Annotated in this window: 12 protein-coding genes and 1 tRNA gene; 2 read left to right on the forward strand and 11 right to left on the reverse strand. The window is 38.5% G+C overall.

Annotated elements, in window-relative coordinates; genetic code table 11:
- Positions 1 to 88 precede the first annotated feature (88 nt).
- The 4 genes from gyrA to WC614_08670 all read right to left on the reverse strand — a co-directional run bounded on the left by gyrA (position 89) and on the right by WC614_08670 (position 5224).
- Positions 89 to 2539: a DNA gyrase subunit A gene (gene gyrA / locus WC614_08655; protein ID MFA5033076.1), complete on the reverse strand. Its 2451-nt coding sequence runs from the start codon at positions 2537 to 2539 to the stop codon at positions 89 to 91.
- Positions 2511 to 4253 carry a tetratricopeptide repeat protein gene (locus WC614_08660; GenBank protein MFA5033077.1) on the reverse strand — a complete coding sequence of 581 codons (1743 nt, stop codon included), beginning with the start codon at positions 4251 to 4253 and terminating at the stop codon, positions 2511 to 2513. The genes gyrA and WC614_08660 overlap by 29 nt, the downstream gene beginning before the upstream one ends.
- Positions 4254 to 4432: 179 nt before the next feature.
- Positions 4433 to 5140, reverse strand: coding sequence for a C4-type zinc ribbon domain-containing protein (locus WC614_08665; GenBank protein ID MFA5033078.1), 708 nt, complete (start codon positions 5138 to 5140; stop codon positions 4433 to 4435).
- 10 nt (positions 5141 to 5150) lie between these two features.
- Positions 5151 to 5224: transfer RNA gene (locus WC614_08670), tRNA-Val, on the reverse strand.
- A 164-nt stretch (positions 5225 to 5388) separates the two neighbouring features.
- On the opposite strand from WC614_08670, the gene WC614_08675 reads away from it, so the two are divergent.
- Positions 5389 to 5838, forward strand: coding sequence for an FKBP-type peptidyl-prolyl cis-trans isomerase (locus WC614_08675; protein MFA5033079.1), 450 nt, complete (start codon positions 5389 to 5391; stop codon positions 5836 to 5838).
- Between the two features lie 92 nt (positions 5839 to 5930).
- Here WC614_08675 and murI read toward each other — a convergent pair whose 3' ends face one another.
- From murI to WC614_08710, 7 genes are all read right to left on the reverse strand, one after another.
- Positions 5931 to 6722 carry a glutamate racemase gene (gene murI, locus WC614_08680; protein ID MFA5033080.1) on the reverse strand — a complete coding sequence of 264 codons (792 nt, stop codon included), beginning with the start codon at positions 6720 to 6722 and terminating at the stop codon, positions 5931 to 5933.
- Between the two features lie 297 nt (positions 6723 to 7019).
- On the reverse strand, positions 7020 to 8891 hold the full coding sequence (locus WC614_08685) for a T9SS type A sorting domain-containing protein (GenBank protein MFA5033081.1): 1872 nt from the start codon (positions 8889 to 8891) through the stop codon (positions 7020 to 7022).
- Between the two features lie 109 nt (positions 8892 to 9000).
- Positions 9001 to 9696 carry a 3-oxoacyl-[acyl-carrier-protein] reductase gene (gene fabG, locus WC614_08690; protein ID MFA5033082.1) on the reverse strand — a complete coding sequence of 232 codons (696 nt, stop codon included), beginning with the start codon at positions 9694 to 9696 and terminating at the stop codon, positions 9001 to 9003.
- Positions 9697 to 9759: 63 nt separating this feature from the next.
- Positions 9760 to 10173, reverse strand: a complete 414-nt coding sequence (locus WC614_08695; protein MFA5033083.1) for a tetratricopeptide repeat protein — start codon at positions 10171 to 10173, stop codon at positions 9760 to 9762.
- 8 nt (positions 10174 to 10181) lie between these two features.
- Positions 10182 to 11039 carry a class I SAM-dependent methyltransferase gene (locus WC614_08700; GenBank protein MFA5033084.1) on the reverse strand — a complete coding sequence of 286 codons (858 nt, stop codon included), beginning with the start codon at positions 11037 to 11039 and terminating at the stop codon, positions 10182 to 10184.
- Between the two features lie 24 nt (positions 11040 to 11063).
- A complete protein-coding gene (gene fabD / locus WC614_08705) occupies positions 11064 to 11963 on the reverse strand; it encodes an ACP S-malonyltransferase (protein MFA5033085.1) in 900 nt (299 codons plus the stop codon).
- Between the two features lie 118 nt (positions 11964 to 12081).
- Entirely contained in the window at positions 12082 to 13050 is a 969-nt protein-coding gene (locus WC614_08710) for a hypothetical protein (protein MFA5033086.1), read from the reverse strand.
- A gap of 213 nt (positions 13051 to 13263) precedes the next feature.
- Here WC614_08710 and WC614_08715 point away from each other — a divergent pair, with 213 nt between their 5' ends.
- Positions 13264 to 16218, forward strand: coding sequence for a C25 family cysteine peptidase (locus WC614_08715; protein ID MFA5033087.1), 2955 nt, complete (start codon positions 13264 to 13266; stop codon positions 16216 to 16218).
- The last annotated feature ends 226 nt before the right edge of the window (positions 16219 to 16444 follow it).

The following is a 16444-nucleotide window of genomic DNA, read 5'->3' on the forward strand; positions in this document are numbered from 1 at the left end:
TTCCCACAAAAGACAGAACAATCCTTGCCTGTTCCCTACAATAAAAGAAAGGTCGGATTTTAATCCGCCCTTTCTTTTAATAGAAAATCTATTTGGCTTTTTCTTTTGGTGGTTCCGCCGGTTTGGTTTTATCTTCGGGCGGGATAACATCTTCAGTAATAACCTGAACGTCTGCGACCATATCGCTTTTCTCCAGGTTTATGACTCTGACTCCGCGTGCCGACCTGCCCATTTTTCTTACATTTCTTACCGGAGTTCTCAGTGTTTTACCGTTTGAAGTGGTAATGAGTATTTCGGATTCATCAACTTTCACGAGTTCGCACATTGCCAATTCTTCTTTGTTTCCGATAACTCCGCTTCCGCCTCTGTTGGTAATTCTAATCTTGTCTATAACGACCCTCTTTGCATACCCTTTTTTCGTTACGATAAGCAAGCTTTGTTTTGTATCTGCAGCAGGAGTTACGTATATGACTTTGTCATTTCCTTTAAGTTTTATTCCTCTGACGCCCTGCGCCGTACGACCGCAGGCACGGACTTTGGATTCGTCAAACCTGATTACTTTGCCTTTTTCCGTGACCATAAGAATACAATTCTTTGGTTTAACTATATCCGCGAAAGCAATATCATCGCCATCTCTGAGAGATATTGCGATAATACCGGTTTTTCGTAAGTTGTCATAAGCGGACATAACGGTTTTCTTTATCAATCCTTTTATCGTAACTATAATTAGCGCATCATCTTTCTTTGAATCTTTCATAGGAAGCGCAGCTTTTATGTATTCTTTTTCTTTCAACGGTAAGATATTAACGATGGATCTGCCCCTTGCGGCACGTTCAAATTCGGGAAGTTCGTATACTTTGGCTTTGTAGCACCTACCGAGATTTGTTAAGAAGAATATATCGGAATGCGTGTCGGCTTCAAAGCTTTGTATTATCTTATCTTCCGGCGCAAGTGTAGCGGCAATCAATCCTTTTCCGCCCCTGAACTGTTTCCTGTAAGCGCTTGGTTTGGAGCGTTTGATATGGCCTTTCGCGGTTAACGTGATTATTTCGGGTTCGTTTGCGATAAGGTCGGTCATATCAAGTTCCTTGAGTTCTTTTTTAAGTATTCTGGTTCTTCTTTTATCGGCAAATTTTTCTTTCAGATTTGCTAATTCCGTCTTAATTACTTCCATTATGGTTTTCTTGGAAGAGAGAATTTGTCTCAGTCCTTTGATTATTTTTATAGTTTCTTTGTATTCGTTTTCCAGTTTCTGGGTTTCAAGTCCAACGAGTCTTGCAAGTCTCATATCCAGTATCGCGCTTACCTGTGGTTCGCTCAAAATGAATTTGGCAATGAGGTCTCTTTTTGCGTCTTCAGTGGTTTTTGACGTGCGTATGATTTTGACGACTGCATCAATATTTTCGACTGCTATTTTTAAACCTTCAAGTATATGCGCTCTTTTTTCGTTTTCTTTAAGGTCGAATTCCGTTCTTCTTTTTACGACAACATAACGGTGTTCAAGAAAAGCGTTGAGCATTTCCTTGAGAGTCATAAGCTTGGGAACGCCGTCCTGAAGTACTATCATTATCACGCCAAAAGTTGTCTGCATGGCGGTGTGCTTGAATAGTTTGTTAAGTATTATTTGTACGGGAGCATTGTTTTTAATTTCAATGACTACTCTTATTCCATCGCGGTCGGATTCGTCCCTTATGTTTGATATGCCTTCTATTTTTTTATTTCTTACAAGGTCGGCGATGTTTTTGATGAGGTCTGCCTTGTTAACCTGATAAGGCAGTTCTTTTATAATTATGGCTGTTCTATGATTTTCTTCTATTTCTGCAACGGCTTTAAGTGTAATTTTCCCTCTGCCTGTTGAGTAAGCAGAACGTATCCCTTCTTCGCCTACGATTAAAGCTCCTGTTGGAAAATCAGGCCCCTTTATATACGGGAAGAAATCTTCAATATCGGGATCATCAATAAGTGCGGTCATAGCATCTACGACTTCTCCGAGATTATGAGGAGGCAGGTTTGTGGCCATACCAACTGCGATTCCGGAAGTCCCGTTAACGAGTAGATTCGGGAATACGGATGGCAGGACGTCGGGTTCTTCAAGTCTATTATCAAAATTCGGTTTAAATAAAACGGTTTCTTTTTCGATGTCCTGCAACATAAGTTCTGCGATTTGAGTCATTCTTGCTTCGGTGTATCTATAGGCTGCGGCGTTATCCCCGTCAATGCTTCCAAAATTTCCCTGCCCGTCAACAAGCGGACACCGCATAGAGAAAGTCTGCACCATACGGACTAAAGTGTCGTATACGGCATTATCCCCGTGCGGATGGTATTTACCGAGAACTTCTCCTACGACCGTTGCGCATTTTCTGTACCCGTGATTATGAACGAGCCCGAGTTTATACATAGCGTATAAAATTCTGCGATGAACGGGTTTTAAGCCGTCCCTTACGTCCGGCAATGCTCTACTCACAATTACACTCATCGAATACGCAAGATAAGAATTTTTTACTTCTTCTTCAATCGGGGTTGGTAGTATGTTGCTCATTTTTAGTATCCTCTCTTCTTAAATTTTTAAGTTTTTCATTTGCTTCCCTTTCTAATAAAGGGTTTGGCGACAATAAAATAACACTTTCGTATAACTTTATAGCTTCTTCTGTTTTTGTCAACAATTCTGTGCATTTTGCTGCTCCAAGTAAGGCACGAGCCTTAGAATCGATATCTTCGTACTTGTCAGAGGCTTTAATATAGAAGATTTTAGCGTTTTTATAATCGGACTCATTAAAATACAAGTTGCCCAGCAAGAAACCTGCCTCCCTGCTAGTTTCCAGAGAACCGTGCGCGTCGACATCAAGTAAAGATTTTCTGTATTGGTCTATAAAACCTTCATTCCAGTAGGTTTTTGCAATTCGCAGTTTGATATCCCATAATTTCGTATCTTCGGGGTATTCGTTTATAAACTTTTGGAAAAATTTTCTTGCTTCGGTTGGTTTTTGTAATAATTCATAAGTAACGCCTACCTTAAATTTAGCTTCTTTTGCTTCGGAAGATTTTGGATATTTCTCGATTATGGTATTGTATTCGTTAAGAGCCTGATTATAATTTTCTATCTCAAAATAAGTATTTGCAATCTTAAGTTGAACCTTTTGGCATAAGCTTGTTTGTAACAATTCCTGGTAAATGTTTATTGCCTCGTCCGATTTGCCAACCTGCAAATAACATTGAGCCAATTCATATTTGGCATCTTTAATAATGTTTGACCAGCTAAATTGTTGAATCATTTTATTGTAAGCGGCAACGGCGTCGGAGAATCTTTCTTTTTTTACCCAGTAGCGGGCGATTTCAATTGCCAATGAAGGAGAACGCGGGGAGTCGGGATATTTGCGTATAAAGTTAGACAAAAAGTCCACGTATGAATAATATTTTCCGAGTTTGAAATAACATTTTTCTATTCTAAATCTTGCCTCGTCGAGGTGCCATTCGGGACCTGTTATTTTGTTGTAATAACATATTGCAGAGTCGTAACTTGGTATATTGTAATAACAGTCTCCGCATAACAAATAAGATTCCGGAACAGATTTAGATTCCGGAAATTTAGATATTAAAAGTTTTAGTTCATCCAGAGAGGCTTGAAAATTTGACTGGCTGTAATATAGTTTGCCAAGCCAGTAATAAACCGATTCCATAAGTTCAAAATCGGGATAATTATTTCTCACTTTTGAAAGGTATTCTAAACTTTTTGAAATATTATTGTTATAATAAAAAGACATAGCGGAATAGTATAAAGCTTTGGCGCATAGTTTATCATTTGGATAATCAGCGGAGAATTGAGCAAATTCATTTGCCGATTCGGAGAAACGATTCAATTTATAATGAGACCAGGCAAGTCCGTATAAGGCGTCATGTTTTAAAGAAGGAGTTTTTAGTGCTTCCGAGTAATGTTTTTCTGCGTTTTTAAATTCGTTGAGTTTGTAATAAGCTTCTGCAATAAACAAATCGGCATCGGTGGAGTTTTGGGCTTGAGATAAATAAGTTATCGCGGAGTTATAATCGCCGGTTTTATATTTACATAGTCCTTTGCCGTATAAATTATTTATCTGGTAAAAGCAATTATAAGCATCATCAATTAAGTTTTGTTTATAATTAATAATGCCGAGTGAATACAAGTCATTGATTTGAGAAAAAAACTTTTTAGCGAGTAGTGTGTCGCCTTTTTTAAGGGCGTTAAACGCGGATATGTATTTTTCATTGTCCCGTTTCATAGTTAACCGATTCTCACACAAAAGAAGTTTTTTGTCAAGCATAGAAGAGGGATTTTCTTTGGAAGCTAATGTATATATTTTAAGGGATTTTTCGTATTTAGAGAGGTTGAAAAAATAATCGCCTACAATGCTAAGGTCAGGCGTTGAAACAAAAAGAAAGAGAACACAAAGCATCTGTTTTACTCATCATGCCATATAAGGATTCTACCACAGGATTCACAAAGCCAGATTTTTTCGCCCTTTTGAACTTCGGCAATTACTTGAGGCGGGAGAAGGGCATTGCAACCTTTGCAGGTAAAACCTGATATTTCTGCTATACCTATACCGTGTCTGCCCTGTTTTATATGTTCATATTTAATAAATAAAGATTTTGAAATTGATTTTGTGAGTTCATCCCGTTCTTTTATTTTGACTGACAATTCTTGTTTTACCTTTTCAAGCTCCTTGTTTAATTCCTGTTGAGAAAGTTGCGTGTCTTTTTTGTTGTTTTCCATCTGATTACGAAGGGTCTGAAATTCTTTTGTCAGAGTTTCGCTTTGAGCCAGCGTCTCAAGTATTTCTTCTTCGTAAGCGGATATTTTTGCCTGTTCGGTGCTTATTTCCTGCAATATAGCCTGGTATTCCTTGTTGGTTTTTATTTGCAGTAACTGTGATTTATATTTTGTTATCTTATCTTTGGCGTCCTCAATTGATTGTTCTAATTGTCTTGTTTTAGTAGTAAACTTCTGAAGATCTGCTTCCTTTTTTTTGAAATCTTCTTCTTTTGCGAGCAAGTCTTTGCTTAATTTTTCTATTTCAAGAGGGATATCTTTTATTCTTGTTTCCCGTGTGATAATCTCCGTGTCAATATGCTGCAATCCGCATAAAGCCTTTAAGTCTGTTTTCACTTATTTAATCTGGGCGGAAAGGGATTTGAACCCATGACCTCCGGTATGTGAGACCGACGCTCTAACCAGCTGAGCTATCCGCCCCCGTTTATATTGTAGACGAATAGCCTTTTTCATATATCTTAATATAGCGTTAATGTAACAATATAACTCTTTTTTGTCAACTTTTTAGTTATTTTATTTTCAATAATAGAAAAAGTTTGACTTTTTGTTAAAAATCTATTTAACTGCAAAACTAGGAGGCAAAAATGTGTATAAAAGATTTAAGTTTTGTTTTGGTTGGCGCAGTATCTTTTCTTTGTGCGTTTTCGGGATGTAGTCCGGAGAAACCTAAAAAATCGGGAGAGCCGGCAGTTGTTACTACCCCGTCAGGTTTGAAATATGTGGATTTAAAAGTGGGAACAGGGAAAGTAGCTGAATCCGGTAAAAAAGTTTTTGTTCATTATACGGGTTGGCTTGAGGACGGCACAAAATTTGATAGTTCCGTAGACAGAGGACAGCCATTCGGTTTTGACCTTGGAGCGCAGCAGGTTATTAAAGGCTGGGATGAAGGAGTTGCAGGAATGAAAGTAACCGGTAAACGCAAACTCATTATCCCGTCTCAACTTGGTTACGGAGAAAGAGGCGCAGGCGGAGTCATTCCACCAAATGCAACATTGATTTTTGAAGTAGAGCTGATAGACGTGCAGGATAAGTAAATTACGGAATAATAAGACAAAAAGAAAAAGCCCTTTTCATTACCGGAAAGGGCTTTTTCTTTAGATAGATAATATCTACAAAATAAATAGTATTACAGCGTAGTTTTTATATATTTTATTTTTACGCCGAGGAAGTTTTTTGTTAATGTGCTGAATTGGCGGGGGATATCGGAGAAGTAAAATTTGTTAGGGGCTTTTATTTTTGCATCGGCAGTTTTTTTGCTTTTGTGTAAAATAGTTTTCACTTTCTTTGCTACGGAATCCGCAGAATTTATTAATGTCACATTTTTCCCCATAACTTCCTGAATGGTGTTTTCCAATAACGGATAATGTGTGCATCCGAGTATGAGGGTGTCTATACCTTTTTTCTTAAGCGGGAAAAGGTAATCATTCAAAATTATCTTAGTTGCAGGCGAATCTAACCAGCCTTCTTCTGCAAGCGGAACTAATAACGGACAGGGATAAGAATAAACTTTGGCGTTCGGTTTTTTATGCAATATACTGTTTTGATAAGCGTTGCTTTCTATGGTTGCTCTTGTCCCGATAACTCCTATTTTATTGCTTTTTGTAGCCTTTATTGCATCTTCTACTGCAGGTTCTATAACTCCGATTATCGGTAATAAATAGTGAGAAGTAAGCCAATCCAAGGAAGTAGCGGATACGGTATTACAGGCAACAACTATAAATTTAACATCATGGGAGACAAGAAATTGGGCTATCTGGTAGGAGAATTTTCTAATGGTAAGCGTAGATTTATTTCCGTAAGGAACTCTGGCGGTATCGCCGAAATAAACAATCTGTTCTTCGGGTAGTGTTTTTAGAACGGATTTTACTACGGTAAGCCCGCCGATTCCAGAATCGAATATTCCGATAGGTTTGTTCATATGAAGTGTAATATATTCGTGGAGGCTGTTTCGTCAATAAATATTTATGGGAGAAGAGAACAGAAAGAATCAGGACGCACCCTCCAAACAAAACGGCGGGCAGGGATAAACGCAGATTTGCAGGATAAAAAATAGAGAAAGAAACGCTTAGACATAGAACAAACATATAAAAAAGATTAGGACACATATAAAGATTATCGCAGAAAAAAGAAAGATCAACCACGAAAGGCAGAAAAACGAATAAAAACAGAGAAAAGAAAATTAGAGGATTAAAATAGAACAGACAACGGAAAGAAATTATTTCAACTTAATGAGTTTTACTGTTTTGTTGCCGAGAGGTGTTTTCAGAACTACGAGGTAAACTCCTTTTGCCCGGATTTCTGAAACAAAAGTATATTTATTTGCAGAAAGAGCTCCCTTGTAAATTGTTTTAACAAGGTTGCCCGCAGTATTATAGATAGAGAGTTTTGCATCTTTTATGTCACAGGTGATGTTTAACAAAATCCTGTCTCCCGAAACTTTTAATGAAACAGATTCTCCCGAGAGCGGTTTTTCTTCTGCTGCCGAAGGAGTGCAAACCGTATCCCTTAGCCAGACTCTATAAAGGACCGGAACATCAAGCGGGGAGGCATTTGGACGGAACTCAACTTTATACTGGAAGTATTTATAACAGGGCAGCATCCCGGAAAAGGGTACGCTGTCTATTTCTTTTGCCGGGTAATATTTTGTTGTCCAGGGTTTTGCCTGTAACGCGCTAACCGTAGTATCCGTTCTCCAGTAAAAAGCAAGGGTTGAATCCCCGGGAATACAGGCTTCCCAGCCAAACCACTGAAGACGTCTTGTTTGTGCGTTTAACTGCAGTATGGAAGAAACCAGTTCGCCTCTTGGGGCAAAACCGTTGAGCATATTGTTTTCATAGACTAAATGCGCTCCCCAGCGAGTTACAAGAAGTTCCATATCGGGCGTGCATTTATTATCTATATCTTCTACATAAATCCAGTGAGAAATAGAATCCGTTGGAAGAACATCTATAGGGTACAACGTAAAAGTTAAATTTCCTGTTTGACGAAACCAGCCTACTTTTGATAGAGTTCCTGCGATATCCGGTTTCCCGTCCATATCAATATCTCTTGCCATAGCGCCGTCGGTATATTCGCCCGGCGGGTCCGTGACAAGGAGTTGACGGGTAAAATTAAGTCCTGTTCCGTCGTTTATATGCGCCCAAAAACCATTCGTAGGTCCACCCATTGATTCAAAATACGCCGCGGTTACGAGGTCTTTATAGCCATCCATATTTATGTCTACAGCCCATGCTCCATCAAAATCAGGCTGGGAAGTTCCCTGCTGAAAATAATAACTACTGCCACTGATTTTATGTGTTACCGGGTCATTTAGGAAAACATAAGTATAGTTATATACGGAAGAAATATCCGGGTATCCGTCATTATTGAAATCGGCAGGATAAACCCGCCATGCTTCCAAAGCGGTTCCGAAACCTATTCCGAAATTATATGAAAAATTATTAGAACCGTTATTAAAGTAGAAACATATGCGACCGGTCAAAATTCCGCTATTATTACGCGCTCCTATTATATCAATGTCTCCATCCAGATCCCAGTCAGTAGTAAAACACCTGTGATAAGAAGTCGTATCGTTTGCCGGTTTAAAAGAGCTCCACGATGCGCCATTTCCAAGATTCTGGAACCAGCCGAGTCCTATGTCGGAGGCAACGACTATATCGATTTGTTTGTCTTTGTTGATATCTGCGGGCCACGTGCAGGGAGTATGAGAAACCGCACTACTGGCATTACCCACTATATGTTTGGTCCATACGTCCCAATTTCCCGTATTCTCGTACCAGACAACCTGATTGTTAGTATGAGCCATAAGGTCTTTTTTGCCGTCATTATTTATGTCGGCAGGGAGCAATCCCTGTGCATGAGGCTCTATTCCGGGATTTGCTTCTACGGTATGTTTAGTCCAGTTCGTGTAATTCCAGCCCGTCGCTATAAGCGAGATTTGTCCTTCGCTTGCAACGGTTATACTGTCGTTATCCGTGTAGTATCTTGTTCCCCACGTATTTACAGGACCTTCCAGACCTTTCCCCCCCATCCAGTCCGTTTGTTCGAATAAATTAGACAAAAGACTTAATAGAATTAATATGTTCATCTTTGACTTCCAGCTTAGAAATAATATTTCGGCAAGGTTGTATTGTCAAGTTTTTTTGTCCCTTGGGCGGGATTAAATAAAAAAATGGAATAGCGTTTTAAGAAAAAAACTACATAACCATTCCGCCGTCAATATTTATAACCTGTCCCGTGATATAACTTGCGTTATCAGAAATCAGAAAGCTTGTGAGTTCGGCGATTTCTTCGGGCGTGCCGGGTCTTGCGAGAGGGATGATTTTTAGGTACGCGTCTTTTACTTCCTGCGAGAGTTTATCCGTCATCTCGGTTGAGATAAACCCCGGCGCAATTGCATTACAGGTTATGTTTCTTGAGGCGACTTCTTTTGCAACGGATTTTGTGAAGCCTATTATTCCGGCTTTTGATGCGGCATAGCTTGTTTGACCTTTGTTTCCCATTATGCCTATAACGGAAGACATATTTACGATTCTGCCCCAGCGTTTTTTTATCATTGAGGGGAGAACCGCGTAGGTACAGTTAAATACGCCTTTAAGGTTTACGGATATGACTTTATCCCAATCCGATTCTTTCATCCGTATGAGAAGATTGTCTATGCTTATCCCTGCATTATTTATTAAAATATCTATGTCAAGAGGTTTTACAATAGTCGTTACTTCGGTATGATTACTTATATCAATTTTTTTGAATTCTGCACCTATTTGAGATGCGATTGTTTCTCCTTCCTGAACGACATCAACAATTATAACTTTATTCCCATCGGCAATAAGTTTTTTGGCAATTGCCAGGCCAATACCTTTTGCGCCACCGGTAACGATTGCTGTTTTCATTTTATCCCCCTATTACAAAGAAGAGCACATATTATTTCTCCCGAAGTTAGCAGGGATGCCCTTCTACAATTTAATTTTATTTTTTGCTGCTCTTGATTTTTTACAAGCAGCCATTCTTTTGTACGCTTCTTTTGCTTCTTCTTTTCGTCCAAGTGTCTCGAGCAACCATGCTTTGCTGTTCCACACGAAAGGGTAATCCGGTGCCAACTCCGTTGCTCTTTCAACTGCCTTAAGCGCCTCATCATACTTTCCAAGCCTAAAAAACGCAATTGCTTTCGAACACCATGCCTCAACATAACGTGGCTCCCACTTAATTGCTTTTTCATAAAAACTAATTGATTCTTCATACAATTCATTTTTGGCAAGAGCAATTCCTCTGTTATAATATGCCCTGGAAAAACATAGTTTGGCAAAATAATAAGCTCCCCAGCCTGTCAGACAACAAATTATTATAATCAAAAAATGAGATCTTTTCATTTAGTTTTTCAGTGAATAGAATTCTTCAATAATATTATTTTATATTCAATATGTTTTCTGAATTTGTCAACGTCAAGTTTTTCAGGAGTATGCGTGTAAACATAATATTTAATTTTTTTTAACTGGGGAGAAAATACAAAATTAAGAATTTTTGTTAGTAACGGAATTTTGTCCGAAAAATATCCGGTAATTATTTTTGTTACAGGAACTGCATAATTTAAATAAAATTGTTTTCCAAGTGTTAATGTTGGCAAAACCCCTTCGGTTATGTCTTTCTCATACACAATTTCGAAATTATTTTTTTTCACGGCATTATAGAAATCTTCCAATGTGTGCGTTGTCCTGTAATAATTCTCTTTAACTTTTCTAAAATAATCAGAAATAAGAATGTGCCCATTTTCTTTTAATAGTTTCTTGCAGTTTTTGAATGCAGGGTCTAATTTCAAGTACTGACAACTTTCTAACATAAGTATAGCATCAAACGATTTTTTTATATCCAGCTTCTCAAATTTTGTCCTATGAAAAGGCATCTGCGGACACTTGGATTTGCAAATTTCATACTGGTAAGTATCCGGAGACACAGCTTCTACTGTATATCCTCTGGCAAGCAATTCTTTTGCAACTTCGCCTGTCCCCGCTCCTACATCAAGCAATGTCTTAACATTTTTAGGAATGACCTCGATTAGTTTTTTAGTATAATTTTTTTGCGCCAACTTGAGAGTTTCTAAATTTAGTCCGGAGTCACTATTGTTTGAAATACCTTCCCAGTAACCAAAATGTAAAGCTTCCAGTTGTAATACGTCATGAAAAAACTTTAATCCCCAATCAATCCGCACCTTCGCGGGACGTTCCATCTTTGGTTTCACAGTTTTTTTAGTGTGGACACGAAATTATAAGTAGTTTTCTAAACCCGTAAGTTCAGCTTCGGGGGAGATTTGTTTGATTAAACCTGTTAACACTTTACCCGGGCCTAATTCTACGAATGAAGTTGTTCCGGCAGAAACAATATTTTTTACTGTATCTACCCACCTCACGGAAGATATAATTTGTTTTCCCAAATTTTCTTTTATTTCTTCGGCCGATAATGTAAGCTTGCCGGTAACATTCGGAACAACAGGAATGGATGGATTTTTGATCTCTATTTTTTCTAACGCTAATTTAAATGTTTTGAAAGCAGATTCCATTAACGGAGAATGAAATCCACCACTTACCTGTAGAGGCATAACTCTTTTTGCCCCACAGGTTTTTAATAATTCGGATGCTTTTTTTATTCCCTCTATGTCGCCTGAAATTACCGTTTGCATCGGTGAATTATAGTTTGCAACAACAAGTGTGGGACTCCCGATTTCAGAAATTATCTGCTCTATTTTATCGGCAGGCATTCCAAGAACTGCAGCCATTGTACCCGGGTTAGCTTCCCCTGCTCTTGACATCAGTTCCCCCCTGAATCTGACAAGCTGGAGAGCATCGTCAAAATCAATGGCATTTGCAGCAATAAGAGCAGCATATTCGCCGAGCGAATGTCCCGCAGTTACAGAAGGAGTTATCCCTTTTTGAATTAAAAGTTTGTAAGATGCTACCGAGTGGATAACTATTGCTATCTGGGCATTTTTCGATTCTTTGAGTTCGTTCTCGGGACCTTCAAAAGATATCTTTTTTATGTCTATACCGAGAATCTCATTTGCTTTCTCGTATAAGGATTTTATTTCGTCATACTTCTCATAGAGATCTTTCCCCATACCGACAAATTGAGACCCCTGCCCCGGGAAAACAAAAGCAAAATTAGACATAACTCTAAGTTAACATAATAAATAAATATTGTCAAATATTTTATATGGGGAAGAAATGAAAAACAGGAAGAATGATTAAGTTTGACGTTTTTTTGTGATTTAAGAAATCGAAAGGCAGTTAAGTTTTAAATCTTTTTAATATTCGCAGGGATAGAAAGGTAACCCATCGGGAAGGATATTTCTTTTGTCCAAAGTCCCAGTTTTTCCAAACTTTATATTCGGATTCGGGAGTGAATTTACCTTCTTTATCGGCTTTTGATTTTAGAACTTCTGTCATTTCTACAAGCCTTTTGTCTTTTTTAATGGAGTCTATTTGAGTTAATACGTCAAGGGCGTGTAGCAAGTCATACCAGATATAAGGTGTTTTAATTTTTCTGAAATCAGTTCCCATATAAAACATATAAGGATGCAGTTTTTTGCTGTTTTCCCATAAATCCAATAAGCAATTTGCGCCAATTAAGGTCCCTTTGCTATTTTTGTACTCATCAAACAGCACTACCATTTTAAGCATAACAAAAGTAGCATAAGGACAAGGGTCATCTTTGCGACCGGGACCTCTGAATTTCCCAAGTTCTTTTGATACGATACAGCGCCATCCGTTATCACTGACAAGATTGGTTAAATATTTCACTACATTTTTGATTTTTATATCCTCACTAAGTCCAAATTTTATTAGCGAATAAAGTATTACAGGGGCATCGCATAACGCCCATGCCCATTCATCTGTGCCGGAACCTCCAAAGTGTTGAGGAATATTCATTGGTAATTGAAAGGGACCTTCTTTGGACTGGTGTTTAAATATTTTTTGTATTACTTGTTTGATTGGAGGATCATTCTTATTCATTCCGATATCGGCAAGAAAAGATAATTTATGATAGGTTTGATTTGCGCTCTTATGGCTACTCAATGCTTTGCCGGGCCAATTTTGCACTTCTTCACAAATTGTTTTTATTTTTGGGTGATTGATTAGTTCGTTCCTGGATTTTACTACATAGGGGTTAGTTTCGGGCAGGTTCAGCAAATCAATTCTTGTCCTGTAAACAACCCACGGGTCGCCCTCTAAAAGCCATTCAATTAGTTTGTCCATTTGCTAAAAGAAATGTTTCATAAAATGGGTATTGTCAATATTTTTTTATATTTGTTAGGGACAGAAAGATAGTAACTCATTGTAATTAAGGAGTAACACATAGTAACTCATTGTAACAGATAAAAAAATAACAAAAGTTAGTTGACAATATTATCTAAAAGTATCATATATAACTATATAAATATATATAAGGTTCCATATTTAGGAGGGGTTATGAATAGAGTTAAATTTTTGATATGTGGTATAATTTTTTTTTCAACGCAAATCTTTGCGTTGCCTAATCTTGCTCCCGTTACTTTAACCGGGTGGAGCGCTCCATTAGTTTGTGCGAATACTCAGGATACGATTCTGGATGATACGTTATATACGGGGACTCCATATTATTACAGTTGGGCTGTTACCAATAATGGTGACCAGAACGTTACTTCCAGCTTTGATGTCAAGATAATGCGAGAGGATTCGGTTATTAAATCGTATACCTTCCCTTCGCTTGCAGCCGGGAGTACTTTGAGGGTGAAATTTTTGCAGAGCACGGTTTCGGTTGTCGGGTCAAATACGATGAAACTCATTGTTGACCCATTGGGAAATGTTACGGAATCTTCAGAAGCGGATAATGAATATACGCATAGTTATTATTGGAGAGCCGGGGGAGCGCCCGACATAGATGTAACTCCGGATAAGTTATCGTATTATTATCATATGCCTGAATATAAATATATGAGCTGTTCGTGGACATCAAATGAAGTAACGGTTGACATAGATGTTCCTGCTTTTGATATAAAAGAAGTAAGCGCAGGTGCCCAGAATATAGATATAAAAGGGTTTGATAAAACAGGTGAGCCCGGTAAACCGACAGTGCCGTTCAAGACTATAATTCTTGCAATTCCACCGCAAGGAACGGTTGAAGGGATAGAAGTAATAGGAAACAGCGTTCCTCTTGTGGGTAAATATAATATTGCGCCGGCACCAGTTGTTTTTCCCATGAGAGATAATAAGAGTAAACTCGCCCTTTGTTATAAAGAATATAATACTAACAAACAAATTGCTTATTCATCAAACACGCAATATCCTGCAGTAAAAGGAGAATTAGTATCTACCGGGAATTTAAGAAAATACAACCTTGTAACGGTAGCGGTTTATCCTATCCAATATAATGCAGTAACCGGGCAATTAAGTTATTTGTCCCATTTGCAGGTTAAAGTGAAATACCGATTTGATGCAGATAAAGAAGCGGAATATAAGAGGTTGGCATCAGACAACCTTGCGGAAAAAGAAGCAAGCGAGCTTATTTACAATTTTGAACAGGCTAAAGAGTGGTATGCTTATAAGGGCGAACCAAAAGCACCGACGTATGATTACGTAATTATAACTACGGCTGCAATGCAATCGGCTTGTGAAGCGCTTGCGGGATGGAAAGCAGGATTGGGTTTTAAAACTAACATAGTAACGAAAGAATGGATAAATACAAATTATACCGGAACGGATATACAGCAAAAAATAAGAAACTTTTTGAGAGATAAGTATCCCGTAAGTCAGTGGGGAATAAAGTATGTGTTGATAGTAGGGGACAACACGAATATCCCGATGCGAATTTGTTATATCCAGAGTAACACTCCTTTGCCAAGCTGGGCAATAGATGCGCTTGATTATCCTCTTGCTACGGATTTATATTACTCTGACCTTGGTTCTGCGGATAATACTTCCTGGAATAAAGACGGGGACAGTTACTGGGGAGAAATTTTGAGTTCTTCCGGAGGCACGGGAGGGAATGATTCGCCGGATTATGTATCGGAAGTATCTTTAGGTAGAATCCCGTGGAGCGATGCCACAAAAATTGCACATATAACTCAAAAAATCATCAACTTTGAGAGAAATACCGATGCTGCATATAAGACAAAAGCGCTTTGTGCGGGTGCGATGTTACAGTTTGCTAACCAGGATAATAGTGGTTGTGCTCTTGTTGATGCTGCTTCCATACTTGAAAGCATAATGAGTAGCAACATTATTGTTCGTTCAACTGCTACACTATTATATGAGAAACAGGGAAGAACAAAGAGCTCTTATTCGTGCACGGACAGTTTGACAAAAGCAAATATAAAAAGCCGCTGGCAGGGTATGGGAATTTTTGCTTTTAACTCACATGGCATGCCTACAAATTGTGGGCGTATGGTGTGGGCAACGGATGATGGGGATGGTGTACCGGAGAGTAGCAGTGAATTTGTATATCCTGACATATTAACGACTTCCGATGTTTCCGCGTTGGATGATAATCACCCTGCAGATGCCTTTCTTATGTCCTGTTTGTTAGGTCATCCTGAGACAACAAATAATCTGGGGGCCGCATTATTGAACCAGGGGTGTGTCAGCGTATGCGCGGCAAGCAGGTCTGTTTATACAAATCCGGCGAATGTTATGGAAACTTACTTTTTCAACAAACTACTAAAAGACACGACAGTTTCGCATTCGAAGGTAGGTCCTGCATTTGACCTTAGCCGTCAAAATTATATGGGAGGGACGGGGGCAGCGCAGAATAAATGGGTTAATTGTACGGCATTCAATCTTTATGGCGACCCGTCTTTAGCTCATTTCGGTTATGCAACTACGCCTTGTAAAAATGGGACAATCTGGGTATGCAACAGGGGAGGACCTCCGACAAACCTTTCAGTGTCAAACATAACTTATACGGCATCATGGATTCTCGAAGTATCAACCAAAACTATGACTCTTGCCCCGGGGGAGTCGTCTTCCGTTTCGATAACCGTGCAGCCGGCAGGGCTTGCAGAAGGCGCTTACCTGGATACTTTGAGAATTACGTCAAATGATCCCGATGAGGGCACATATAAAGAACCTGTGATTTTAACCGTTTCAACACAAGGCGTTTCGGAAACGAGTACATCAGATTATAACGTGTCCGTAAATGTAAACGCTTATCCAAACCCGTTTGTAAGGTCAACGATTATAAGTTACCAGATGCCATTGAATAATAAAGTGTCCGTAGAACTTTATGATTTGAGTGGAAGACAGGTGAAAACGCTCGTTAACGGGGAACAAAAAGCAGGGACTTATAATATAAAGTTGGATACGGATAAGTTGTCAAACGGTATTTATTTTGTGCGTCTGAAAGCCGGAAATTCAAAAGTTACAGGGAAATTGATTTTAATGAAGTAAAGACAAGACGCTAAGAAAAACAGCTAACAGGCAATAGTAGAAATCACTTTGACTTCAACTTAGTAGTTTTCCATTGTTTCTTGCTTATCAAACGGAATATTGGTTTGGTAAAAAATCTATTATTTGTATAATTCATGCTTTTTTTAAGTTAAAACAACATACGATAAAAACTCAAAAACTATTTGACATTTAAGATATTAATCATACCCTATAGTCAGATAATTAT

Source organism: bacterium, from assembly GCA_041649255.1.
In the GTDB taxonomy this organism is placed as follows: Bacteria; Hydrothermota; UBA3073; order JACQXS01; family JAQTXJ01; genus JAQTXJ01.

What these genes read in the sequence shown, in the direction of transcription:
- gyrA (MFA5033076.1), bottom strand. Translation starts at nt 2,539, where the DNA reads ATGAGCAACATACTACCAACCCCGATTGAAGAAGAAGTAAAAAATTCT.
- WC614_08660 (MFA5033077.1), bottom strand. Translation starts at nt 4,253, where the DNA reads ATGAAACGGGACAATGAAAAATACATATCCGCGTTTAACGCCCTTAAA.
- WC614_08675 (MFA5033079.1), top strand. Translation starts at nt 5,389, where the DNA reads ATGTGTATAAAAGATTTAAGTTTTGTTTTGGTTGGCGCAGTATCTTTT.
- murI (MFA5033080.1), bottom strand. Translation starts at nt 6,722, where the DNA reads ATGAACAAACCTATCGGAATATTCGATTCTGGAATCGGCGGGCTTACC.
- WC614_08685 (MFA5033081.1), bottom strand. Translation starts at nt 8,891, where the DNA reads ATGAACATATTAATTCTATTAAGTCTTTTGTCTAATTTATTCGAACAA.
- fabG (MFA5033082.1), bottom strand. Translation starts at nt 9,696, where the DNA reads ATGAAAACAGCAATCGTTACCGGTGGCGCAAAAGGTATTGGCCTGGCA.
- WC614_08695 (MFA5033083.1), bottom strand. Translation starts at nt 10,173, where the DNA reads ATGAAAAGATCTCATTTTTTGATTATAATAATTTGTTGTCTGACAGGC.
- fabD (MFA5033085.1), bottom strand. Translation starts at nt 11,963, where the DNA reads ATGTCTAATTTTGCTTTTGTTTTCCCGGGGCAGGGGTCTCAATTTGTC.
- WC614_08710 (MFA5033086.1), bottom strand. Translation starts at nt 13,050, where the DNA reads ATGGACAAACTAATTGAATGGCTTTTAGAGGGCGACCCGTGGGTTGTT.
- WC614_08715 (MFA5033087.1), top strand. Translation starts at nt 13,264, where the DNA reads ATGAATAGAGTTAAATTTTTGATATGTGGTATAATTTTTTTTTCAACG.